The 24,257-nt window shown below is 32.3% G+C and carries 21 protein-coding genes; 6 read left to right on the top strand and 15 right to left on the bottom strand.

Going from position 1 to position 24,257, the window contains the following annotated elements; all coding sequences use genetic code 11:
- Nucleotides 1-8: 8 nt before the first annotated feature.
- From AC1RO3_RS01675 to AC1RO3_RS01650, 6 genes are all read right to left on the bottom strand, one after another.
- Nucleotides 9-1,274, bottom strand: coding sequence for a UDP-N-acetylglucosamine 1-carboxyvinyltransferase (locus AC1RO3_RS01675; protein WP_481760867.1), 1,266 nt, complete (start codon nt 1,272-1,274; stop codon nt 9-11).
- A gap of 124 nt (nt 1,275-1,398) precedes the next feature.
- Entirely contained in the window at nt 1,399-2,277 is an 879-nt protein-coding gene (locus tag AC1RO3_RS01670; RefSeq protein ID WP_481762396.1) for an RluA family pseudouridine synthase, read from the bottom strand.
- 257 nt (nt 2,278-2,534) lie between these two features.
- Nucleotides 2,535-3,830: a helix-turn-helix domain-containing protein gene (locus AC1RO3_RS01665; RefSeq protein WP_481760869.1), complete on the bottom strand. Its 1,296-nt coding sequence runs from the start codon at nt 3,828-3,830 to the stop codon at nt 2,535-2,537.
- A gap of 36 nt (nt 3,831-3,866) precedes the next feature.
- Nucleotides 3,867-4,016: a hypothetical protein gene (locus tag AC1RO3_RS01660; protein ID WP_481760870.1), complete on the bottom strand. Its 150-nt coding sequence runs from the start codon at nt 4,014-4,016 to the stop codon at nt 3,867-3,869.
- 189 nt (nt 4,017-4,205) lie between these two features.
- A complete protein-coding gene (galT, locus tag AC1RO3_RS01655; RefSeq protein ID WP_481760871.1) occupies nt 4,206-5,690 on the bottom strand; it encodes a UDP-glucose--hexose-1-phosphate uridylyltransferase in 1,485 nt (494 codons plus the stop codon).
- 24 nt (nt 5,691-5,714) lie between these two features.
- Nucleotides 5,715-6,881 carry a galactokinase gene (locus AC1RO3_RS01650; RefSeq protein ID WP_481760872.1) on the bottom strand — a complete coding sequence of 389 codons (1,167 nt, stop codon included), beginning with the start codon at nt 6,879-6,881 and terminating at the stop codon, nt 5,715-5,717.
- Between the two features lie 126 nt (nt 6,882-7,007).
- On the opposite strand from AC1RO3_RS01650, the gene AC1RO3_RS01645 reads away from it, so the two are divergent.
- A complete protein-coding gene (locus AC1RO3_RS01645) occupies nt 7,008-8,000 on the top strand; it encodes a LacI family DNA-binding transcriptional regulator (RefSeq protein WP_481760873.1) in 993 nt (330 codons plus the stop codon).
- Between the two features lie 43 nt (nt 8,001-8,043).
- On the opposite strand, the gene AC1RO3_RS01640 is transcribed toward AC1RO3_RS01645, so the two are convergent.
- On the bottom strand, nt 8,044-8,898 hold the full coding sequence (locus AC1RO3_RS01640) for a hypothetical protein (protein ID WP_481760874.1): 855 nt from the start codon (nt 8,896-8,898) through the stop codon (nt 8,044-8,046).
- A gap of 189 nt (nt 8,899-9,087) precedes the next feature.
- Between AC1RO3_RS01640 and AC1RO3_RS01635 the strand changes: the two genes are divergently transcribed.
- Complete coding sequence (locus AC1RO3_RS01635) at nt 9,088-9,912, top strand: helix-turn-helix domain-containing protein (RefSeq protein ID WP_481760875.1); 825 nt, start codon at nt 9,088-9,090, stop codon at nt 9,910-9,912.
- A gap of 77 nt (nt 9,913-9,989) precedes the next feature.
- Complete coding sequence (locus tag AC1RO3_RS01630) at nt 9,990-10,406, top strand: hypothetical protein (RefSeq protein WP_481760876.1); 417 nt, start codon at nt 9,990-9,992, stop codon at nt 10,404-10,406.
- Nucleotides 10,407-10,719: 313 nt separating this feature from the next.
- On the opposite strand, the gene AC1RO3_RS01625 is transcribed toward AC1RO3_RS01630, so the two are convergent.
- The 6 genes from AC1RO3_RS01625 to AC1RO3_RS01600 all read right to left on the bottom strand — a co-directional run bounded on the left by AC1RO3_RS01625 (nt 10,720) and on the right by AC1RO3_RS01600 (nt 16,206).
- Nucleotides 10,720-11,346: a hypothetical protein gene (locus AC1RO3_RS01625; RefSeq protein ID WP_481760877.1), complete on the bottom strand. Its 627-nt coding sequence runs from the start codon at nt 11,344-11,346 to the stop codon at nt 10,720-10,722.
- Between the two features lie 4 nt (nt 11,347-11,350).
- Nucleotides 11,351-12,079, bottom strand: coding sequence for a DapH/DapD/GlmU-related protein (locus AC1RO3_RS01620; protein WP_481760878.1), 729 nt, complete (start codon nt 12,077-12,079; stop codon nt 11,351-11,353).
- The gene (locus tag AC1RO3_RS01615) at nt 12,069-12,953 is read right to left on the bottom strand and encodes a glycosyltransferase (protein WP_481760879.1); all 885 of its coding nucleotides are present in this window, start codon (nt 12,951-12,953) and stop codon (nt 12,069-12,071) included. The genes AC1RO3_RS01620 and AC1RO3_RS01615 overlap by 11 nt, the downstream gene beginning before the upstream one ends.
- Nucleotides 12,940-14,190, bottom strand: coding sequence for a PTS sugar transporter subunit IIC (locus AC1RO3_RS01610; RefSeq protein WP_481760880.1), 1,251 nt, complete (start codon nt 14,188-14,190; stop codon nt 12,940-12,942). The genes AC1RO3_RS01615 and AC1RO3_RS01610 overlap by 14 nt, the downstream gene beginning before the upstream one ends.
- Complete coding sequence (locus tag AC1RO3_RS01605; protein WP_481760881.1) at nt 14,191-14,913, bottom strand: HAD-IIB family hydrolase; 723 nt, start codon at nt 14,911-14,913, stop codon at nt 14,191-14,193.
- A gap of 573 nt (nt 14,914-15,486) precedes the next feature.
- Entirely contained in the window at nt 15,487-16,206 is a 720-nt protein-coding gene (locus tag AC1RO3_RS01600; protein ID WP_481760882.1) for a GntR family transcriptional regulator, read from the bottom strand.
- Nucleotides 16,207-16,368: 162 nt separating this feature from the next.
- On the opposite strand from AC1RO3_RS01600, the gene AC1RO3_RS01595 reads away from it, so the two are divergent.
- The 3 genes from AC1RO3_RS01595 to AC1RO3_RS01585 are packed head-to-tail and all read left to right on the top strand — an operon-like array spanning nt 16,369 to nt 21,700.
- Nucleotides 16,369-17,718: a PTS sugar transporter subunit IIC gene (locus tag AC1RO3_RS01595; protein ID WP_481760883.1), complete on the top strand. Its 1,350-nt coding sequence runs from the start codon at nt 16,369-16,371 to the stop codon at nt 17,716-17,718.
- A gap of 36 nt (nt 17,719-17,754) precedes the next feature.
- Nucleotides 17,755-20,388 (top strand): glycoside hydrolase family 38 N-terminal domain-containing protein, encoded by a 2,634-nt coding sequence (locus tag AC1RO3_RS01590; protein WP_481760884.1) that lies wholly within the window; start codon nt 17,755-17,757, stop codon nt 20,386-20,388.
- A 34-nt stretch (nt 20,389-20,422) separates the two neighbouring features.
- The gene (locus AC1RO3_RS01585; RefSeq protein ID WP_481760885.1) at nt 20,423-21,700 is read left to right on the top strand and encodes a glycoside hydrolase family 125 protein; all 1,278 of its coding nucleotides are present in this window, start codon (nt 20,423-20,425) and stop codon (nt 21,698-21,700) included.
- Nucleotides 21,701-21,775: 75 nt separating this feature from the next.
- Here AC1RO3_RS01585 and AC1RO3_RS01580 read toward each other — a convergent pair whose 3' ends face one another.
- The gene (locus tag AC1RO3_RS01580; protein WP_481760886.1) at nt 21,776-23,197 is read right to left on the bottom strand and encodes an AcpB/EbpR/MafR family transcriptional regulator; all 1,422 of its coding nucleotides are present in this window, start codon (nt 23,195-23,197) and stop codon (nt 21,776-21,778) included.
- Between the two features lie 513 nt (nt 23,198-23,710).
- Nucleotides 23,711-24,022 carry a helix-turn-helix domain-containing protein gene (locus AC1RO3_RS01575; RefSeq protein ID WP_481760887.1) on the bottom strand — a complete coding sequence of 104 codons (312 nt, stop codon included), beginning with the start codon at nt 24,020-24,022 and terminating at the stop codon, nt 23,711-23,713.
- Between the last annotated feature and the right edge of the window lie 235 nt (nt 24,023-24,257).

Below are 24,257 nucleotides of genomic sequence, written 5' to 3'. Positions count from 1 at the left end.
TTAATCACCTAATCTTCATCAATAATTTCTACATCAGCAGATAAATTTGTCATTTTTTGTACAACGCAATCATAACCACGTAAAATATTATCGGCTTTCTCAATGACAGTCGTACCATTAGTCATTAAAGCAACTTCAAGTAATGCAGCACCTGCACGAATTTCATCTGCATAAACAGTTTGGCCTGTTAATTCAGTTGATTGATTGATTCGAATAATGCCATCTTTTGATTCAATCTTAACACCCATTCGTTGCATTTCTGGAATGTGCTTAATCCGTTCAGGATAAAGTGTATCAATAATACGACTCTCACCTGTAGCCTTGAGCATAACGGCAGTAATTGGTTGTTGCAAGTCAGTTGCAAACCCAGGATATGGTGAAGTTGTCACTTCAATTGGGATAATTTTATCGCCACCAGGAACAAAAATACTATCTTCATTCACTTGGAAAGTAACGCCCATTTCACTAAGTTTAGCTAAAAATGAATCTAAATGTTCAGTAATAACATTCTTAATTAAAACGCCCTCACCCATTGCAGCAGCAAGTGAGATATAAGTACCAGCTTCAATACGATCTGGAATAATCGTATGCGTATTAACAGCTTTTAAGCTATCAACACCTTGAATTCTGATTTCACCAGTCCCCGCACCACGAATATGAGCACCCATATTATTCAAGAATGTTGCAATATCAATGGTTTCAGGTTCTTTTGCAGCATTTTCAATGATTGTGGTTCCTTTTGCACGGACAGCAGCCAATAAAATGTTAATTGTTGCACCCACTGAAACAAGGTCCATAAAAATACGGGCTCCCTTTAATCCTTCAGGGCCACTCGTAATAATCACTGCGTCTTCTTCTTCGATAACTTCAGCGCCAAGAGCTTTAAATCCCTTGATGTGTTGATCAATCGGACGTGGTCCAATATTATCACCACCAGGAAATCCAACAACTGCACGACCGAACCGACCTAATAAGGCACCCATAAAGTAATAAGAAGCTCTTAAACTTTTAATGGCACCACCAGGTAAAGGTTCATCCTTAATCATCGTAGGATCTACCATTAAGTTACCAGCGTTAAATTCAGACTTAACATTCATTTGATCTAAAATTTTCATTAAATTATGTACATCTAAAATATCGGGGACACTGTCAAAATGCACAGGTGTATCCGCAAGAATAGCTGCAGGAATCAATGCAACAGTACTATTCTTAGCACCACCGATTATTACTTCGCCAGACAGTTTTTTACCGCCTCTAATAATCATCTTTTTCATTTATTATTTCCTCACTTAAAAGTGCTTTCACAAATTGATTATAACTATATTAATAATAAAGAAAAAGTTCACGAAATACAATAGATATTCGCCACTTTATCCAAATATACAATCTTGCCTGATACTATTTTAATAATTGAGCCATATCAGCTGGGAGTTCTGATTCAAAAGCTAATTTTTTACCCGTAAATGGATCTTCAAAGCTTAATTTAGCAGCATGTAATGCCTGTCTATCAATACCTTTGTCCATCGGGCCATCATATAACGCATCCCCAACCAAAGCATGATGAATAAAATCAAAATGTACACGAATTTGATGTGTTCGGCCCGTAACTAACTTCACATCAACTAATGTGTAGTCTGGAAATCTCGTTACAACTTTATAAGTTGTTTCTGAGGCTTTTCCTTCAGCCATAACAGAACGACGAATTTCGCCTTCCTTTTTACCAATTGGTTCTTTAATATCTCCTTGATCACTTTTAACGTCACCTGCAACAATTGCTAAGTATGATTTTTCTAACTGACCATTACTTAATTGAGCAGCAATCAAACTATGTGCAAATCCATGCTTAGCTAATAAAACAAGTCCACTTGTAAAACGGTCTAAACGCGTAATAACATGTGGCACGAAACTACTTGAATGAGTTGCAATCAAATGGCCTTTAACACGGTTAACCAATGTTGTATCTTCATTAGATGGGCCTGGCACGGTTACCATACCAGCTGGCTTATCGACTACTAACCAGTTTTCATCTTCAAAGACGATATTTAATGGTTCATCACTTGCATGTATGGCATCGTTATCTGGTTCTTCTGGCAACGTCAAAATAACTTCATCACCATCAATCAGTTGATAATCCCAATATTCATTCTTTTTGTTAACTCGAACTTGTCCCTCGCCTTGTTTAATTCTGGCGATTAATCGTTTACTAACGCCAACCTCAATTAAAAATTTTTTTAAACTAATTGTGCCTTCACCATTGTTTGTTAGCGTAAATTGCATGTCATTATCCTTCATTTCTCGTCATAACGTTTATTCTCTATCTTATCACACTTGGTAGCCTATAAAAAAAGGCGATTATAATCGTTAAATTATAATCGTCTTTTTTTATTTTGTAATAAATAAATGTTTGCCCAATTCGATACTGTTTAATGCTTCAAAAGAAATCCCCCACGAATATCTCTTGTTAGTTCTCTATAATATAGAGTATACCGAATGATTCATGGGTTGTACTATCAAAAAAAAAACTAGAAACATTTTTACTGATAGTGTTTTCTATTCACGTTTAACAGTCGTTTCCCCATCTCTGGCATATCATTATCAAGTCCTAATGCAGTGATAATATACTTATCAAATGCATTGTTTTTATAATTTTTATTCATGAAATTAGTAACCACCATATCATATCGTTGACTAGAATCATAAATACTGACATTAACGCGTAAATTAATATTTAAATCTTGACTCATATTTCTGACAAATAATTCTTTAATTCGCTCGTTTGCATTTAAATCAACCCCAACTGTTAACATGGTTTCTTTTTCTAACAATCTAGCGCTAAAAATTTCGACCATTTTATTAATAAATGGCTGCCTGTATCGCTTATAGAAATCAGACCATTTTTTAGCTAATAATGGACTGTCGATTAATTCATCCATGGCAATCTCAACATGACGTCGAACTGAATGATTTGAATATTTTTTTCGATAACTATTCATCATGTAAGTTCCCACGGCATCCATCGTTCCATGAAAACAAAATGCTTCAGTACAAATTGGGTACAATGATTTACTAACATTTTCACCGATAATTTTAACATCTAATTTAGATTCAAATCCTTGTTCCAAATATTTAACAGCTTGTTGAAGTTTGGTGTTATTTGTGTGATTAATTGCAATAAAATCGCGGGACAAGTAAGCACTTGAAGGAACTGAAACAAAAGCAGTTGTCCAAGCGTAAAGTAGGGCGCTCTCAAAATGAACATCAATTTTATTTGAGAACTTAATATAAATATCTTGCATCTTTTCTTCAACTTGGTTAAATAGTGAATTATTTGCAATCATATCTGCTAAATCATCAGAAATCACCCAATTATCACGATCTTTTCGCATCATTCGATGAACACTGACCTTCATCCAAATTCTAGTCCTCATTAAATTACTATCATTCACATTGAAGTTAAAATATGTTTCAAATACTTTAATGTATTCAAGAATGACGCCCGCTTCTATCGTATCATTATAGTTAAAATCTGTCGCTAGAAATAGTGAATAGTAAAAAAATCTAATTTGTAATTCAGAACCAACTACCTCACCATGTGCAATTTTAATCTGAAATTCAGACAACAAATTATTAAGTTGCTTAATTCTTCTGAAGATAGATGATTCACTAACATTTAAACTAAGACTCAAATTTTCAATACTGCTATTTTCATCATAATAGAATGCCATTAAAATTTGGTAATTAATAGACTCTTTCACATACCGATAAACCGTTTCGTAAAAATTAATTTTGCCTTTACCTATAAATTGAATGTTATTCTTTTTTATGATCATATAGGGTTCATCACCTGAATTGAATTCGCCATCCAATTACTCTAGTGCAACTCGCAAAGCTGTATTTGAAACATTTAATCGATTACAGATTACTTTTCTTGATAACCCATGTTCATTTAATGATAGCAATTCAATAATTTCACATATTAAAAACTCTGGTCGATCCAGAATATCTTTTTTGTACATTTATTCCTCCGAGAATTCTCATAATTACCAGCATGTCAACTTTAGTAAGAATATTATATATTTTATTTTAACACAAAACATTAAAAAGAGAATTTTCTAACACTATCTTAACAATTATCGTTAACCAGTTAGTTTCTATTTGATTTCTAAATAAAAAAGATTAACTTAAATAAGTTAATCTTTTTACGTTTAAACTTGTTTAATAAACTTAACGAATGCTTGTTGGCCGTGGTCATCTTGTTTATAAACCCCAGCATCTTCAAGAACACGCATAAAGACTTTTCCAACTTCGTTTTGTACGAGCTCACTAACCGTCTCTTTAGAAATCATCGAATTATCACGCTTAATTTCATCAGCCCAAGTTTTATGATAAGCCGCCATGACATTTGGTTGATCTGTTAGATACTTCTCAACCTCTGTTATTTCAGTTTTCAAACGAGGTGGTAAAATAGCTAATCCCATAACTTCAATCAAGCCAATGTTTTCTTTTTTAATATGTTGAACATCAGCATGTGGATGATAAATACCATCTGGAAATTCATCAGATGTTTGATTATCTCGCAAGACTAAATCCAATTCATAACGACCGTCACGCATTCGAGAAATTGGCGTCACAGTATGATGTGGCGTACCGTCAGCATCTTTTGCCAAAATTTGTGCATCGGCATCACTATATTCTTGCCAAGACGTTAAAATTTTTGCTGCTAAATCAGCTAATCGTTCTGGATTTTCACCATTTAAACGAATGACTGACATTGGCCAGTTCACAATACCTGCTTGAATGTCATCAAATCCTGCAAATTGCATTGTTTGACTCATTTCTGCCTTTGCCATTGGAAAATCATGACGTCCACCTTGATAGTGTTCATGCGTTAAAATTGAGCCACCTACAATTGGTAAATCTGCATTACTTCCCGCAAAATAGCCCGGGAATTTTTTAACAATTTGAAGTAAATCTGAAAATGTCGTTTTGTTAATTACCATAGGTTCATGCTTTTCATCTAAGAAAATTGAATGTTCATTGAAGTAAGCATAAGGCGAATATTGAAAGCCCCATGTTGCATCCCCCAAATCAAATCGTACAATCCGATGATTGCGACGAGCTGGGAAATCTAGTCTTCCAGCATAGCCTTCATTTTCCATACATAATTGGCATTTAGGATAACCCGTTTGTTTCATTGTTTTAGCTAAAGCAATTTGCTTTGGATCTTTTTCAGGTTTAGATAAATTAATGGTGATTTCTAAATCACCATAATTTGTTGGTACCTGATAAGCAATGTTTTTCGCAATAGCCGCAACTTTGATGTAATCGTTAGCCTGACTTAATTCATAAAAATAAGCCAAAGCTTTCTCTGGGTCTTTTGCGTATAAATCCCAGAAATGTTTATTCACGTGACTTGGAATTGGTGTGACCAGATCCATTAATTTAGCACCAAGAATATCTTGCTCCGCGATTAGAGCACTGATTTTCTCGTTTTTGATTGCTAAATTAAGTAGCTCGTCTTTAACAGCAATTATTGTGTCAGAAACTGGTTCAGTTACTTCTATCTCTGATTCACCAACCAAATCTAAAACGACGTTTACTAAATAAATTTTATCATCTGTCGAATAAGTCGTTGGATCAAACTGAATAACTTTATCGACGAATTTTGAAATTAATTGTTTAGAATCCATGTTTTTCCCTCTATCTCTTTATGCTTAATCTAATTTTTTAGCGCCATCAGCAATTTCTGCTAAATAGAAACTTGGTGCATAACCGATTTTTTCTTCGTAGATACGACCCACTTCACTTTCAAATGCGTCAACTTTGTCTTTAGCAACAATGGCAATTGCACAACCACCAAAACCAGCACCAGTCATTCGAGCACCTAGTACTCCTGGTTGTTCCCATGCTGTTTCAACAAGTGTATCAAGTTCAATACCCGTTACTTCATAATCAAATTGTAATGAAACATGTGAAGCGTTAACTAATTTACCAAAACGTACTAAATCTTCATTTTTCAAAGCTTCTTGAGCCATAATCGTCCGTTGGTTTTCTGAAACTGCATGACGCGCACGTTTTAGAAGGTTTTCTTTTTGGATTAAGTATGTTTGTAAATCAAAGCTAGCATTGTCCAAATCACCTAATGATTTAATATCATTTTTCTCTTGTAATAATGCTAATGCTGCTTCACATTCACTACGTCGTTCATTATATTTAGAATCTGCTAATTCGCGACGTTTATTTGTATTCATAATAATAATAACGTTGTCTTTTAAATCAATTGGTACTAAATCGTAATCTAGTGTATTTGTATCCAGTAAGATAGCATGATTTGCTTTACTCATACCGACTGCAAATTGATCCATAATTCCTGAATTAACACCGATAAATTTATTTTCTACCATGACACCTGTTTTAACAAGATCAACACGATCAATGTCTAAATTAAATTGATCTTCTAAAATAACACCCATCAATAATTCAATTGATGCAGATGATGATAAACCAGCACCATTTGGAATGTTACCTTCAAGTAAAATATCTAATCCTTTATCAATAACATAACCTTGCTCTTTCAAGTAAACAATCATCCCTTTTGGATAATTAGCCCAGTTATGTTCTTTTTGATATGATAAATCACTTAAATCAAATGAGACAACGCCATTATCTTTAAAGTTATTTGACATGATATTAATTGTTGTATCATCACGTTTTGTTGCAACTGCATATGTGCCTAATGTAATTGCTGTTGGGAAAACATGTCCACCATTGTAATCAGTATGTTCCCCAATTAAGTTGATACGACCTGGTGAGAAGTAACTTGCATTTGCGTCCACACCGTAAACATCTTTAAATTCGCTCTTTAATTCATTAATTTTCATTATATTTTCCTCCAATTTATTAACCGCTTTCATTTTACTAAATATTTACTAAAATTACAATCTTTTTACGACATTCTTTTTATTATGGTAAACTGATACACATAACCAATCAATCAGGAGGTAGTCATGGCAACACTTAAAGACATTGCACAGTTGGCAAAAGTTTCTAATGCAACTGTTTCTCGCGTGTTAAATTACGATCAAACATTATCCGTTGGCGACGATACACGTAAACGAATCTTTGAAGCAGCTGAAAGTTTAAATTATTCAAAAAATAAAAAGAAATCCAGTACACCTCAAGGTAAGATTGCTATTATCGAATGGTATACAGAAAAAGAAGAATTAGATGACCTGTATTACCTTTCAATTCGAATTGGTATCGAACGTAAATTAATTGAACTCGGTTATGAAATTACACGTTTTTTCCAAAATGATCAATTTAGCGCCTTGACTGATACTCTTGGTGCTATTGTTATCGGTAAATACAGTGCAGCACAAATAGCCGGATTTAAAGAACTAAATTCTAATTTAGTTTTTGTTGATATGAACACACTAAATTTTGGTATTAGTTGCGTCATGACTGATTTCAAAACGCCAGTTACAACCGTTATTGACCATTTTAAAAAACAAAATTTAACTAAAATTGGCATGATTGCAGGACAAGAAAGTACATTTGATGATGTCAATTTAGGCCCAGATTCCCGCTTCACTCACTTTAAAAATCACTTAGAACGTACTAGCAACTACCATCCCGAATGGGTTTATACAGGCGATTTCACGCCAGAATCAGGTTATCAATTAACCTTGAAATTATTAAATGATCAATCAGATAATTTACCAGAAGCGTTGTTTATTGCAAATGACGCAATGGCTGTCGGTGCATTACGTGCATTAAATGAAATATCAATTAAAGTGCCTGAACAAATCAGTTTAATTAGTTTTAATGACACATCTATTGCTGAATATACTTTCCCAACGCTTAGTTCAGTTAAAGTTTATACAGAAAAAATGGGTCAATCTGCTGCAGAACTATTAGTCAATCAAATGTCGATGACTGAAATTATCCCTCAGATTATTACCATTGGAACAACCTTAACACTTAGGAATAGTTCCAAATAAAAACAACTGGTATTCAGAAATTAATCTGAACATCAGTTGCTTTTTATTTTTTATTACGACCAATTAACCAGAATACTAGACCAACAGCAAGTAAAATTAAACTACCCACTAACATGGTATTAAATGTGTCACTGATATAATTATTCACAATATCAGTAAAAACAGAAGCTTTACTAGACACAATACCAATTAGGCCACTGTACAAGGCAATTGCAGAACCAATTGAAACTAGAACACCACTCCAGATTGCACTGAATCCGACGTATTTAAGCGGTATAAAGAATGCCCGATTAATAGCCAGTAAGAGTAGCGCAAAAATAACAGAAGCTATTAAACTATACATAAAGGCTGTTTGGACTATTACTTTTACCGAACTAACTGTACTAGCAATTTTTGAAAGATATGGCGTTTGGATATTATTCGTCAAATATTCACTTAAATTACTTTTAAAAGTTGCGACAATCCCATCAATTTTAGCGCTAACCAACGGATTTGATGTGTCCGTTTTTTTCATAACGTTGCTAGCAACTTGATTGGTAATCTCAGTTGGATTGATGACAGTTTGTTTTCCAGCATATACGTTACTAAAACTATTTTTCGCAATGTTAGTAACTTGTTGATTCGTTAAAGCATCTTTAACAGCTGACGTTGGCACATCATTTAATGTCGCAATACTTGAAATACCATCATTCATCTGTCGTGTCACAAGTGTCACGTTCGAATCTGTTAAAATTTTTTCTTCAGTATAAGTTTGATTCAAAACGGTTATTTTTAAGACACTTGTCACAAATAGTACGATTAAACTAAGGCTCAAGAAGAAAGATATCCAGCCGTTTAGACCTTTATGGTTGTCTATCTGATAGGTCTCAGTATGTTGCTTTTGGAATTCTGCACGCATGATTCTATCCCCTTTTGTTAATTCTCAAATTATTTAAATTTTAACATTCAATTGTAGGTTAATTGTACGCGACATGATTGAAAAATGGTAGTTTGATTTATTAATCATGAAATTTTATCATTATGCCCCATTATGTTATTATCCCAGTAATTACTGTTTAACTTTTTCAAACTAGAAAGAGGTTATATCATGCCTAATAGCTTAGGATTAATTTTAAAAGAAACTCGCCAATCGCTACACTTAACTCAAAAAGAAGTTTCCAAAGATATTTGTGCGCAATCGATGCTTAGTGCTATTGAAAATAATAAATACATACCTAATGCACAGCTCTTAATCCAACTATGTCATAAATTATCGATTACTTTAGACCAAATAAGTCTTCTGGAAAATTTTGATATCAGTTCAGAAAATGAATTCAATGAACGTGTATCTAAGTTATGTAATCAACACCAATACAAAGAGTTACTCCAGTTTCTAAATAAAGAAACGGTTACCAATAATTTAAAAACGGATAAGCAACTTCAGGCATACTATTATTATATCGGTATTGCAACTCTACATACTGAAAATAAATTGATTGCTACCGAAAAATATATTAAGTTGTCCCTTGCTTCCAGTAATAAAATTCTGCCAGATACCCTTACCCGACTTGGTACCGTCTCTTTGGCCTTTATATATGCAAAGCAAAATTTACAAAATAAGGCTGAGAAATATATTGATCAGACTTTTATGGACTTTAATAAATTATTTTATGAAGAAAATCAAAATATTTTATTCTATTTGACAGCACTTATTTATTTTAAGCTCAATAATTTAACAATGTCTCTTAATTGGATAAACAAGTCTGTTAAATTCGCTACTGATCATAACTCACACTATATGTTAGCCAACTCTTTTTATTTAATGGCTCAAATTGCAAAAAGAGCAGAAGATAAAGATAATTTTTTAGCCGCTACTGAAAAGCAACAGCTACTAACTGGCCTTTTTAATGAACAAATTTATAAAAATATTTAGAATATCAGAATACTGATTTTTAATTTTTACTCAAATTGGATAGGATGAAGTCATCAAATAAAAGGAGGTTTCATCCTATGGAAAAACCACTATTTTCAAATGTTATTTCAATCAAATCAAGTAAAGAAAAAATCGCGTTGTTTTTAAAAAATCCGGAAACTTTACTGAAATGGATACCTGATATTATTCAGGTACAGCCAATTGACAACAATAAATTCAATATTCACAGAACAGATTCTGCTTTGAATAAAAATGAGGAAATTTCTGTTAGTTCAGAAAATGATACAATCTACTATGAAAGTACCGGAGGAAAACTCGAATACACTCTAATTTTTAATTTGACTAGTAAAAATGCAACAACATTATTAGAAGAAAATTTTTACTTGTCTGAAAATGATCATTCACATTTACCATTAAAATTACTCATGCCAATCGCTAAACATGCCTTTAATTCAAACTTACAAAGCTTTAAACGAATAATTGAAAACAACTAAAAAAGAGATTCCTGCAAGGAGTATGGCTAATTTTTGTTACTTCTTGGTAGCTTGTAAAATTAATCCGAACGCTGTTCGGACAAAAAAGGTCAGCTTCCTTTAAAATGGTGTTTACCACAAACACACTTTCTAGGAACTGATCTTTTGTCTAGTATAACCTAATCTGAACGAATTAAAATTGAAACTTTCTGTGAGTTAGAACTATCTAATTCTGAAATGACCATCATTTAAACCGTTCACCAGGTTTCAAATTATAGTTGCAGCGCCTTAATGATTTCAACTTTTTTAAACTATATAATATAGATTTTTGTTTCTAAAAATCGTTATAAAAAACAAATTTAACACCATCATAGCTGCCTTTCAAGAGAAAAATTTCAAATTCTTTTACACAAACGTTAATATATTGTTCTACATCCTCTTTTTTAAGTAAACCTGGAAAGTCTTCGATAGACATATCATCAAAATCAGCATCCAAGTCTTCAATAATTTCACTAATATCACGATCAATTATTTCGTTGACCCCAGTCGATAAGTATTTGTTATTTTTCAAAGTTACCAGTTTATATTGTTTTATCAGAATACCATTATAATAGTGAAAGTCTAAATAGAATCTTCGTAGCGCTTCATCCTTACTATAACTCATGTTTTCTAAAATATATTTTTTATAAACAGTTTTTAGCCAAATATCATCAGATATAAGATGAAGATAATATCCTAGTTGAAACGTATTCAAACATGTTCCATACTCCTCTAGAAACATGTTTGGAAACATATCATGTTCTCCATCTTCGCGTTTCACCATAAAGTGCGTAAGCTCTTTGGGTGTTCTCGAATTTTTGTTAACATCTGGAGTAATACTTCCAATTAAAAAATCATTTCCAAACCCATGCTTATTATTTATTACTTGTGCAATTGATAAATGCATTATTCTTGATCCCATTTGTCTAACATCCTTTTTTTACTGTGTGAGTATAATAATCTTGTAAGTATAATTTACTGTCATTTGCATAAAAACCCTCTTTAATCATGAGATGTGGCAACGCAACACAATTTTTCCCCATTGTAACACCTGGATATGTCATAGTGTAAGCTCCAATGCGACAGTGATCACCTATAATGGCTCCAAATTTTGAACTTGTTTTTAAATATGTTTTATCATCGAAAAAAATTTTTTTTGTTTTATGCCATCCAGTCGCGTCAATTTCATCATACAAGTTAAAGCTGGAAGTCGACGCATAAGCTGAAAAGTTTACATCACTTCCAATAAAAGACCGCGTTATTGTATTAAAGTGTGCAATATGCGTATCATCCAGAATCACACTATTAATAATCTCCGAGGAATGCCCAATTATAGTATTTTCCCCAATATAACAGCCACCTCGAATAAATGCACTTTTCCCAATCAATGCATTGTCTTTGATGACTGCTGGGCCTTTGATGTAAGCAAACCCCTGAATAATAACATTTTCACCGATATACACATTCCCCTCAATAATTGCACTCTTTGATATTTGGCTACTATTTGCAGTGTATGAATGATTTAATCTAGTTAGATCCACATAATTAAAATTATCCAAAAAATCAACAACAGTTTGCTTCAACATACCATTACGCAATCTCTCATCATTAACGTCTATAAAATTGTGTAAATCAACAACGTTCTTAGTTTTCATTATTTCCACCAGCTTTACTCAACTCTCCATTTAATAATTCCGTTTTAGTTCCAATCCAAGTTCTAATTGAGCTTAAACCATATTTATTGAACATATATTTTCTTTTCCTTAGCGTATATTTTTTAGCTTCTTCGGTGCTTACTGTATTTTTATTTTTTTCATGTGGATAGTGAACTGCAATCGCAGATCTATCAAGGATAAATCTAATATGATGCACAAATGCGTTAATAGCGAAATCTGCATCCTCTCCACCATAAGTTGTGTAAGCCTCATCGAATCCTCCGATTCTTTGATAGGCATCTTTTGATATTCCAATATTACATGACCAACCAATTACCCATGGTGCTGGCCACTTAGACAAATCATCTCCCATTGACTGGTATACTGATTCACGGCGATCATACGCATTTAAATTCAATAATACTTGAATCGTGCCATCGACATCCGCCGCATTAAAGTTATCAATAATTGCCTGTTTATATTTATCATGATCATCAAATCCCGCAACATAACCAATCACAAAACTATTTTCATTATTTACTAAAATTCTATGGTACTCACTCACAAATGTACTACAAACTGCAATACCAGCATCAATAAATACGAGATATTTACCCCCAGAGATATTTGCTCCAGCATTTCTCGCTTCAGAAACCTTAAATCCATTATCCGACTGATAATAGTACTTAATATTCAGTGATGTCTCAAATGCCTTAACAATTGAGATTGTTTCTTCAGACGATCCATCATCGACAACTATTACTTCAAAAGTCGTATTATTCAGTTTTTGTTTAAGTAGTGACTGCAAACTAATTTCAAGTAATTTATTCCGATTGTAGGTTGGAATGATTACGGATATATCAAAATTTTCCATTACTATGCGCTCCCTTTAAGACTAACTTAGTGCTATTATTTTCGTACAGCTTTAAAAACGGTGTGTAAACAACAAAAGACATAATGATAATTACGATTTGAAACACAACATATTTATAACTTCCTAGCAAAAAGCCTGAAATTAATGGTGGTGTTATCCACGGAAGAATGACACCGTTAAACGGCGGAATAACTCCATATAGAATACAAAGATATAAAGACATTCCGGTAATAACTGGAATAAAAATGAACGGTACTACCATGTATGGATTCAATACAATTGGTAGTCCAAAAACTATTGGTTCGTTAATATTAAATAAACAAGGTACAAAAGCACCTAATCCTAGCTTGCGATTACCTGACTCTTTTGAAAAAATAATCATTGATAGAATAAGCCCTATACTAATACCGCTTCCTGTCATAGTAATAAATTGATTTAAAAACTGTTGAGTTACTATATGCGCTCCATTCACTATTGTTAGATTATGGTGTGCTGCTATAATCGACTGGTTTTCAATAGTATTTGTCAATAAAATCGGTGTTATTACTCCACCAATAACGGAATTACCGTGAATGCCAAAAAACCAAAAAACTGAAATCAATGCCGAGATAGAAATCACACCAAAAAACGTGTCCGATAAGTTTTGTAAAGGAAGCTGCAAAAGAGTATAAATAGTCTCTACGAAGGTTCTTTTTATGATAAATTGAAATACAAATTGAACGACACCTATAACAATAAAACAACAAAACATCGGAATTAAAGACTCAAAAGCTATTCCAACATTACTCGGTAAATCTTTAAAAACTTTATTTCCAATCCTTAAGTTAACAATCTTTTCAAAGAAAATAGGGATGAGTATTCCGATTAACATCGCTGCAATAATCCCCTTGCTTCCAATCCAATCAATGGTTATATTCTTTACTATTTTTACATTTTCTGCTCCACAAAGAACTAAAAATGAAATTAGTGCGGTAATAGTTGTTTCTAGTTTTAATTTTTCGTTTTTAGTCATCGAAAAAGCAATTCCTAAACAACTTACTACACCTAAAATGTTGAACGAAAAAGTAATCAATCGATTCATTAAGACTTTCAAATCGGGATTAATATCAAATTGTACAAGAATAATGAAAATAGAACTTACAATTGTAATGGGGATGGTATATATCATCCCATCTTTGATTCCAGTCAAAATTCTGGAATTGAAGAAACGATTAGTTGCCGATGTAAGCGATTTCATTTATTCTACTTCTTTCTTCACATAATTACTTATATCACTGTATACATTTATTAAATATCTAGCAGCAGTCTTGACAGGCAACGGACTATCATTATAAGTAAATGACTTATTAATGCTTTGAAGCATTGTTATATCATTATAATCATCTCCGACAGAATACACATTATTAATATTTACTTTTTTTATGTTAACCAACCAATTAATTGCAGTACTCTTATCAATACCCACACGCGTAATGTCTAAGTATTTTCCATTGCGATTGAAATTCAATATTCTTTTCGTTGCTATTTTCTCACTTATAGCATTGATAATTTTAGTACTTGCTACGACAGTAATTGAACAAATATTATCCGAGCTAGGATTTAATTTATCGAAACTACGTAATTCATTGTCACTACTTGAAATCATAATTCGTTCGATTGAACTCAAGTATTTATTAATTATTTCTTTTATCGCATTGATCTGCTCCCCGTTCAGATAGAATGCTTTAATAATCTGACCTCTACTATCAATTACTATTGAGCCATTTGATGCTAGAGCGTAGTTAAACTCAGGTAGACCATATTTTTCTTTCGCATTGACTATCGATTTTGGAGATCTTCCGGTGGCCACAACAAAGAGATCATTTTCTTTGTTGTGTTTCGCAATAGTCTCTCTTGTATTCTTATCTACAAAGTCACCTCTCAAAATCGTTCCATCAAAATCACTAACTAGCATATTCATTTAATCACCCCTACATATTATTTCCGCGAACCAAATCTTTTTAACCCCCATATCATTTTTACTCCTACACAGTTCGCTACACCCACATTATTTACCTAATGTCTAGATATTTCAAGGGAATTTTTTTATATATGTTATTTTGAGATTTTGAATCAGTATTAAATAACCACTCGGTTCAATTTTAATACCGCTCAGATTTAAAGATTAACTGATTATTCTTTTAAAAAGGGCTCTTTGTCAACTGGTGTTGGTGGCGGAATACTAAGGTATTTGTCGAAAGACAGATGCCTTTTCTTATGCAAAATTAATTCAATTCGGGTAAAGAAATGCTGGTTATTTTTGAATCCATAACAATTACGTTTAAGGTAGATTGTGAAAAACTATAATCGTTTTCTATTTCTTCTTGTCTTATTATCATTGTTGCATCCTCCTTTCCATACTTTATTTATTACTTCAACACATATCGCGTATTGTCCCACAATATCACTGCTAGTTACGATCACAAACTACTCTACTTTATGCTATCCTATTTTAAAATCGGTTAAAAAAAAGTATATTGCAGGAATCTCTTTTTTAGTTGTTTTTATTTAAATGAACATCTAAGACAAATTTATTATGATTGCTCACAAATCTTGACGTCGAATATTCAAAGGCGCGGCCTTTTTGATCATAAGCGATTTGATCAATTACAAAAATTGGACTATCCAAGGAAACTTCTAAAACTTGACTAGTTTCTTTGTTTGCTGGTTCAGCATAAACCACTCGTCTTGCATCTGTTAACTGTAAGTTCGCGTGACTCCCTAAATAGTCATACACGGATCCTGATAATACCTTTTCATCGATAGGCGCAATTGAGACCGGCATCACTGAGTGCTCAAAACTATAGACCTTTTTATTAATCAATCTAACCCTTTTAATTTCATAAACTGGATCATTAGATAATATTTGTAGATTTTTTTGTTCTATTTCTGTTGGTAATCGGGCATTAAAATGTATTAATTTACTTGATATTTTTTGATCTCGATGTGAATATGTGACACCAACAGGTAAATCTAGAGGCAACATCTCCGTAGATTGACTATCCATTCTTGGTCGCACATACGTCCCTGACCCTTGCTTACTATAAACTAATCCTTCATCAATTAGTAAATTTAATGATTTTTTTAACGTTAATCTAGAAACTTGGTATTTTTCGGTTAATATTTCTTGAGTTGGCAGTAAAGCCCCGGCACGATAATGATTTGTTAAAATATCTCGTTTAATATCTGAGTATATTTCTCGATATCTGTACATTTGTCTACCTCATTTCTATACATTTGTATATACATATTATATTATATAATTTAATTTGTAAACACGTTTCATTTAAATATGTATTTACAAATTAAAAAGATGTTGTTATACTTTGTTTATAGAAAGCGCTTTCTATAAACAAAATTAAAAGGAGTCTTTATTATGCATTTTAACTTAGAAAAAATCCAGGGGCCACTCTTAAAAGTTTCAGCATGGGTTGAAAGAAATACCATTTTACAAGCTATTAAGAATGCCTTTGTTAGAACAATTCCGTTTACTGTTGTCGGATCATTCTCAAATCTAATCAAAATGGAACTTGATGCATTAATTAAAGCAAAAGATATTCATAATGTCATTTTAACAAGTATTAGTGACTTATTCGGCTACATTGGTACTGCTACTCTTGGTATTGTTGCACTAATCGTTGTTTTTTCATCAGCATACTCGTATGCAATGGAATTAAAAAAGGACGAAAAAAATAAAGGTTTAAATCCAATTATTGCCACATTATTGGCATTCGCAGCATACTTCGTCATGATTCCTAATAACGTTAACTTTTTGGATAGCAAAGCTAAAGTTGTTGAAGGTTTTTCAACTTCATTCTTTAGTTATGAAGGTATGTTTACAGCCTTAATTGTTGGAATGCTTGCCGTTTCGTTGTTCGCTCGATTCGCAAGAAGTAAGTTCACGATTAAAATGCCTGGTAACGTACCACAAAATGTTTTCGATTCATTTTTCTCATTAATTCCAATTTCCGAAGTACTTATTATTTTTGGTATCGTAAGAATTACAATACAGTCACTTGGCTATGTTTCATTAGTACAAATGATTGCTGATATTGTTATCTCACCAATGTTAAGCGTTGGTGTTGGGCTTCCAGCTATTATTATTGTTATTTTATTAGAACAAATCCTTTGGTTCCTTGGTTTACATGGTTTCAATATCGTCTGGGGCGTTATTTCAGCCTTCTGGTTACCACTATTCCTTAAAAACGTTGCAAAATTTGCTGAAACTCAAAGTTTTGCTGATATTTCAATTTCACCTAATACAATGACAAATGTTTACGCCATGATTGGTGGTTCTGGTGCAACATTTGGTTTAATTATTGCAATGCTGATTTTCACAAATAAAGGTGAAAAAGAGCGAGAAGTTGCAAAACTAGGTTTCATTCCAAGTTGTTTTGGTATTAATGAACCTGTTATTTTCGGTTTACCTATTGTTTTAAATCCACTAATGTTCATTCCATGGATTGTTGTACCTGTCACAAATGCAATTATTGCATATGTTGTAACTTCAATCGGTTGGGTTGTACCTCTTGTAGTTTTAAATTCTGGTAATGAACCTATTTTCATTAGCACTTGGGTATTAGGTGCATTCCATCTAAGCCCAGTCGTTTTAACTGCTGTTTTAGTTGTCTTAGATACTGCACTATATGCTCCATTTGTTATTATCAACCAACGCCATGAACGTGCAGAAGCAAGAAAATTGGATGCAGACATGGTTACAGAATAATCTGAATTTAATTCAAGAGAAGAAAGGGTGTTTCATTTGAAACAGATTCATGCAATCGCACATACTCATTGGGATTTTGAATGGTATTTTACACGTCAAGAGGCTCGAATTCAATTTGCCTTCCATATGGACGAAGCTTTTGAGGCATTATCTAAAAATGAACTAGATTATTATCTATTAGATGGACAGATGTCAATTATTGATGATTATCTAAATACAGCTCCAGAAAAAGAAGATCTTATCAAAAAATATGTTTCTATGGGTCGTTTACTCATTGGACCTTGGTATACTCAAATTGATGAAATGGTTACTTCTGGAGAATCTATTGTTCGCAATATCAGAATTGGATCAAAGCTAGCTGACAATTTAGGTGGCGTAATGAAAGTTGGGTATCTCCCAGATTCATTTGGACAAGGACAAGATATGCCAAAAATATATAATGGATTTGGTATTAATAGCACCGTTTTCTGGCGTGGGTTCCCTACAGAAAACGATTCCCGCTATTTTTACTGGACAAGTAATGACTCCTCCAAAGTTTTAGTTGCTAATATTAAAAATGGCTATTATGCAGGTGTAGATTTAGTTGAAAATGATAACTTTTTCGATTTAACGGAGAAAATCTCAACGAATACTACATCTGACAATCTTGTTTTACCAATTGGTGGCGACCAGCGAGCTATCGATCATAATTTAAAAGATAGACTTGCAACTGCTAATAGTGTTCTTTTACAATCTGATTCTGTTATTCAAGAAAGTACGTATCCAAAATTTTTTGATGCATTAGCTAAGGAGTCCAATTTACCATCATTTAATGGAGAATTCATTGATCCATCAGATTCTAAAATACATCGAGGAATCTATTCTTCTCGTTACGATTTAAAACAGCTTTACGATAAATTAGAACGGAGAATGACTTATGAAGTCGAGCCTTTAATGGCTATTGCTACACATCAGGGTATATCTGAAAAGCAAGGTTTAATTGATGATATTTGGAAGACTATTGCCCGTGGACAAGCTCATGATAGTTCCGGTGGCTGTAACAGTGATAAAACAAATCAAGATATCTTACATCGTGGAATTGTGGCAGATCAATTATCTCTTTCACTCAAAGATTATCTACTTCGTAAACTAAGTATTTCTATTTCAGATAAAAAACAATTAAATTTATTTGCTTGGAATCCACTTCCTTTACCAGTTAATGAAATTCGTGAATTCGAAGTTAGTACTTCTTTTGCTAATTTTAATCTTAAAACAATAGACGGCATTGATGTTCCTTTTGATATTATTTATCAAAAGGAAGAAAATGCAGCAGTTTTACGCCGTGATCAAACTGAAATGACTGATGATTTTTATTATATTACTAAAATTGCTTTTAAAACGATCATATCAGCTACAGATTGGACTGGCTACTGCATTCAGTCCGTCTCTGAAAACAACCCAGTAAATACATTAGAAGTATCTACTGATATTCAAAATGATTTCTACAAAATTTCTTTTGATGACGGGCAATTAAATCTTAAAACAAAGTTTGATAATCACTCATATTCTAATTTTATGACAATTGAAGATAGCGGTGATGAGGGTGATACGTATGACTACTCTCCTGCATTCAAAGATTGGTTATTAACTTTAGATTTTTCAAAATCTGATTCAATAACATTTAAATCAGGAAAATTATATCAAATTATGTCAATTACTGGTTCGTGGACCTTACCAATCAACTTAGAGGAGCGTGCACTAAAAACTAAAACTGGTCGATTAAATTATCAATTAACATTAACATTAACAAAAAATTCTAACGTTATTAAATTTAAGATGCACATTGATAATACTATTCTTGATCATCGTATGCGACTTATTTTAAATACACAATTAACGAATGTCGTTAGCTCGTTCGCAGATACCCCATTTGGTATCATTGAACGTCCTACTGAAGACAAACACCTTAAAGACTGGGAACAAATTGGTTATAAGGAAGAACCAACAAGTATGCGACCAATGATTCATTTCGCTAATTCACATAATAAAGAAGTAAGTTGGTCTTTTCTAACCTTAGGTACGAAAGATTTTCAATTAATTGATAAATCTTTTGATAAATTAGCGATTACATTGTTTAGAGGAGTAGGTTTCTTAGGACGTCCTGACTTAATGCGCCGTCCCTCAGATGCTTCAGGTCTACAAACAAAAATTGTATCAACTCCGGATAGTCAATTAAATAAAGAATTAATATTTGAAGGTGGGCTAGTTGTTGAAGCTGACTTCAAGCCTATTGAACTTCAAAATAAGCATCGCCAATTAAGTCAAAATGAACTTTTCTATCAAGATCAAATAATAAATCGCTTCTCAACACCTTTACAATATTTCATGATGAATCCAGCAAAGACTAACGTTAATCACAATTCAATTATGTCCGTTCAAAATTTAAAGGTCATTATGAGTAGTTTTTCAATATCAGATGATAAAACTGGATTTGAACTTCGTCTTTATAATCCAACTGATAACGTTATCAATCAACCTGGCAATCTCTCATTAAATACTACTTGTAACATTGCTGAACTCGATTTAAATGGTAAAGTTAGCCATTTCATTAATTCAAAAGTTACCACCGTTGATTTACTATCGTTTGGTCCAGGAGAAATTAGAACTTACGGTATCTTTCCAATTAAATAAGTAATTATGATAACTTACGATTTGAGGTATTTAAATGATAAATCAAGAAAAACTAATTAAACAAGTTACGGATTATTCAGAAACAATTTCACTTTCTTCAAAAAAATCTACTGCATTATTTCGTAATGTATTCATTGATACACTAACAAATACGGTTAAAGTACAAAATGATTCAGATATATTCATTGCTACAGGAGATATTCCTGCCATGTGGCTCAGAGATTCGACATTTCAGATACTACCTTATCTTTCACTAACAGATAAGATTCCAGAAATAACATATCTCATCCATGGCGTTATTAATCAACAACTTGCCTATATTAAACATGATCCTTATGCAAATGCATTTAACGAAACTAGTTCTGGTGCACACTACACAGTTGATAAATCAAATATTCCAATATCTGATCTCGTTTGGGAGAGAAAATTTGAAATTGATTCATTATGCGCCCCTATCCATTTGGCATCAGAACTTTATCAAAAATCTGGATATTCAAAACATTTAGACAGTAACTTTTGGCAAACTGTAAAGTTAATTGTGGATACCTTTATTACGGAACAACATCATGAAACTTCCGATTATATTTTTAATCGTTCTAATGGTCCCTCAACAGACACATTGAGTCATGGTGGTAAAGGTGCACCAATTGGGTATACAGGTATGGTTTGGAGTGGTTTCCGCCCAAGTGATGATGCCTGCTTATATGGTTATCATATTCCAGGTAATTGCTATATCATTTGTGTCCTAGATGAGTTGCTTACCTTATCTAAAACACAACCAGCTCCAGTCGAGCTACTTAAAAGAATAAGTCGTCTCCGATCTGAAGTTGAATCTGGAATTGAAAATTTTGGAATCGTATCAGCTCCAAATTCTAATGAAACTATTTTTGCCTATGAGGTTGATGGCTTAGGTAATATCAATTTAATGGACGATGCTAACGTACCTAGTCTATTATCTCTCCCATTTATTGGTTATATTTCACCTGATGACTCTATCTACCAAAAAACGCGTAAATTTATTCTGAGTGATCAAAATCCCTATTATTACTCGGGAAAATATTTAAAAGGGATTGGCAGTCCTCATACACCAAAGGAATATATTTGGCCGATTTCGTTAGCGATGGAGGGATTAACATCAAATAATCCGGAAATTATGCAAAATAATTTAGATATCATTAGTCAAACCGATGATGACACATTACAATGTCATGAAGGAATTAACGTTAATGACCCAAGTCAATTTACTAGAGACTGGTTTTCTTGGGCAAATATGACTTACTGTCAACTTGCTTTACGATATCTGAATATTTAATAATATAGTTAATTTAGAGTAGAGAAATCTACTCTTTTTTTAGGCTTATAACTAATTCAAATCAAAAAAATATTATCATTGAGTATGATAATATTTTTTAAGTATCTCTATTAATTCTTGTTCAACGCCAAGTACATCACTATCCGTCCCTAATCCAGTGATAATATATGTCTCCAGTGCTGAATTCAAATAATTTTTGCTCATAAAATTTGTAATAACTAAATCATAATTCTTAGTAGACTCGTAAACATCTATGTTGACTCGTAAATTAATATTTAATTCCCGACTGGCGTACATCATAAACATTTCCTTAACGCGCTCCTCAGTATTTAAATCCACACCTACCGTTAATAATTTTTCTTTTGCCAATAAACGCGCATTAAAAATTGACATAATCGTCTTGATAAATGAGTCACCATACCTTGAATAAAAGGCATACCATTCGGGATCGCCCTTCGATTCTTCAATCATTGCACTCATGGCATTTTTTACATTTTTAAGAACTAACTCATTATCTTTTCTAAGGCGATAATCTTCCATCATATCTGTACTAGCAGATTTTAAAACGCCGTGAAATAAAAAGGCTTCTGTACAAATTGGATATAAAGACTCACTTAAATCGCCTCCAGCAACCTGAATACCTAAGCTATTCTCAAAGCCATTTTCTAAAAATTCAACAGCTTGTTGCAATTTATTATTATTTTTACGATTAACGGCCACGAAATCATGGGCAACAAAGGTGCTCCATGGTACTGGCACAAAAGCCGTGGTCCAAGCGTAAAGTAGTGCACTTTCAAAATGAATATCAACTTTATGCTTAAACTCTTTAACAATTTCGCCAAATTCTTCTTCAACGCTATCGAACAAAGAATTATTTTTTATCATGTCTTCTAAAACAACTGAAATACTACGATTATCTTGATCGTTAACCATCATTCGTTGACTTGTTACTTTTAACCAAAGCTTTACTCTAACTAAACTACTATCATTCACATTAAAATCAAAATATTCCTCAAACCGTTGGATGACTGCCATAATAATGCCATTTTCACTTGATTGTTCGAATTTAAAATCAATTCCTAAAAACAATGAATAATAAAAAAAGCGAATTTGACTTTCGTTACCTAACATCACACCATGAGAAATTTTCACATGAAATTCTTCTAAAAGAGAATTTAATCGCTTAATCCTTCTAAAAATAGAAGCCTCACTGACATTTAATTTAGTATCTAGATTCTCAACTTTTGCATTACCTTTAGTATAAAAGGCCATTAAAATCTGATAATTTATCGATTTTTTTATATACCGATAAATCGTTTGATTAAAATTCATTTCGCCTTTACCTAATAATTGGACGTTATTTTTTGTAATAATCATGTAGGGTTCATCCCCGGAATTTAAATCTTTATCCAATTGTTGTAAAGCAACTTTTACAGCCGTTTCAGAAACATTTAATTGCTCACGTAATCGTTTTCTTGATAAACCAGTTTCGTTCAAAGCTAATATTTAAATAATTTCGCAAATTAGCCATTCTTGTTTATCGAGAATGTTTTTCTTGTACAAATGCTTACCTCCGAGTATTTCCAATCATTAACATAAATATTTTTTTGAGTTAAATTTTTATCCCCAATACCATACTTAAAAAATAACTTATTCCCCAGAATTATTATCCTCTTTATGTTAACATTTAACCTATTTCATGTCATTTTTTATTCTAATTTCTCTCCAAATACTAACGATATCTTATCTATCATTTAACTTGACATCTAAGTTAAATTAATTCAATTTCCTACTAAAATAACCCTTAACCAGGAAAGTTTCTTGGTTAAGATCTATTATTTGAAGATGACGATCTACCATGGACAATTCTAATTTATTACTATCCAATTTAAAGTTATCGAAAAATTTAAAACCTAAAATAATTGAAATTAATTTAACTAAAGAATACAAAGACAGAAAAATTGTGCATTCTATAAAAAAATAACATAATCCATTATTAATCATTATCATTTATAATTGAATAATTCTAAGAATTGATTTTGATAATTTCTCACGTTTCTCATCTGTTAACGTACTAAAATATTGTAATAATTCTAAAGTAGGTATATCCGAAAACTGTTGCCTACTAAAGAAGTCTGACAATTCCAATTCTAGCGCACTGGCAATATCAGATAATTTATTAATACTGATATTAGCAACGTCCCCTCGTTCAATTCTAGAAATCAAACTAATAGAAACGTTAGACTTTTCAGCAAGCTGCTCAATTGTTAGACTAAGTGCCTTACGTTTTTTTCGAATTAACTGACTTATCGTTTTAACCATTAACTTTCTCCAATCACGAATCTTATTTTACAATAAGTGAAATCAAAGAAAGCTTAAAGATTTTTAAAAACGTTAATTTTAGCAAAAAGCATATTATTATACTTGTTATCATTATAATAAGAATTATATAAACCATATTTAAGTGATCTAAATTTGATTTTTACTAGCATATGAAATGGTACCATATTACTCAAAAGTGCTGCCTAAATCTAGTAATTAAAATAATTGTTACAAA

The sequence above is a fragment of the Dellaglioa sp. CoH-57-MRSF-19 genome, assembly GCF_056781975.1.
This window is presented reverse-complemented; position numbering and strand designations above follow the sequence as displayed.

Excerpts from the sequence above, each read along its gene's own strand:
- AC1RO3_RS01585 (WP_481760885.1), top strand. The coding sequence starts at position 20,423 with ATGATAAATCAAGAAAAACTAATTAAACAAGTTACGGATTATTCAGAA.
- AC1RO3_RS01575 (WP_481760887.1), bottom strand. The coding sequence starts at position 24,022 with ATGGTTAAAACGATAAGTCAGTTAATTCGAAAAAAACGTAAGGCACTT.
- AC1RO3_RS01600 (WP_481760882.1), bottom strand. The coding sequence starts at position 16,206 with ATGTACAGATATCGAGAAATATACTCAGATATTAAACGAGATATTTTA.
- AC1RO3_RS01675 (WP_481760867.1), bottom strand. The coding sequence starts at position 1,274 with ATGAAAAAGATGATTATTAGAGGCGGTAAAAAACTGTCTGGCGAAGTA.
- AC1RO3_RS01610 (WP_481760880.1), bottom strand. The coding sequence starts at position 14,190 with ATGAAATCGCTTACATCGGCAACTAATCGTTTCTTCAATTCCAGAATT.
- galT (WP_481760871.1), bottom strand. The coding sequence starts at position 5,690 with ATGGATTCTAAACAATTAATTTCAAAATTCGTCGATAAAGTTATTCAG.
- AC1RO3_RS01595 (WP_481760883.1), top strand. The coding sequence starts at position 16,369 with ATGCATTTTAACTTAGAAAAAATCCAGGGGCCACTCTTAAAAGTTTCA.
- AC1RO3_RS01650 (WP_481760872.1), bottom strand. The coding sequence starts at position 6,881 with ATGAAAATTAATGAATTAAAGAGCGAATTTAAAGATGTTTACGGTGTG.
- AC1RO3_RS01660 (WP_481760870.1), bottom strand. The coding sequence starts at position 4,016 with ATGTACAAAAAAGATATTCTGGATCGACCAGAGTTTTTAATATGTGAA.
- AC1RO3_RS01665 (WP_481760869.1), bottom strand. The coding sequence starts at position 3,830 with ATGATCATAAAAAAGAATAACATTCAATTTATAGGTAAAGGCAAAATT.
- AC1RO3_RS01625 (WP_481760877.1), bottom strand. The coding sequence starts at position 11,346 with ATGGGATCAAGAATAATGCATTTATCAATTGCACAAGTAATAAATAAT.
- AC1RO3_RS01630 (WP_481760876.1), top strand. The coding sequence starts at position 9,990 with ATGGAAAAACCACTATTTTCAAATGTTATTTCAATCAAATCAAGTAAA.
- AC1RO3_RS01605 (WP_481760881.1), bottom strand. The coding sequence starts at position 14,913 with ATGAATATGCTAGTTAGTGATTTTGATGGAACGATTTTGAGAGGTGAC.
- AC1RO3_RS01645 (WP_481760873.1), top strand. The coding sequence starts at position 7,008 with ATGGCAACACTTAAAGACATTGCACAGTTGGCAAAAGTTTCTAATGCA.
- AC1RO3_RS01635 (WP_481760875.1), top strand. The coding sequence starts at position 9,088 with ATGCCTAATAGCTTAGGATTAATTTTAAAAGAAACTCGCCAATCGCTA.
- AC1RO3_RS01620 (WP_481760878.1), bottom strand. The coding sequence starts at position 12,079 with ATGAAAACTAAGAACGTTGTTGATTTACACAATTTTATAGACGTTAAT.
- AC1RO3_RS01670 (WP_481762396.1), bottom strand. The coding sequence starts at position 2,277 with ATGCAATTTACGCTAACAAACAATGGTGAAGGCACAATTAGTTTAAAA.
- AC1RO3_RS01615 (WP_481760879.1), bottom strand. The coding sequence starts at position 12,953 with ATGGAAAATTTTGATATATCCGTAATCATTCCAACCTACAATCGGAAT.
- AC1RO3_RS01640 (WP_481760874.1), bottom strand. The coding sequence starts at position 8,898 with ATGCGTGCAGAATTCCAAAAGCAACATACTGAGACCTATCAGATAGAC.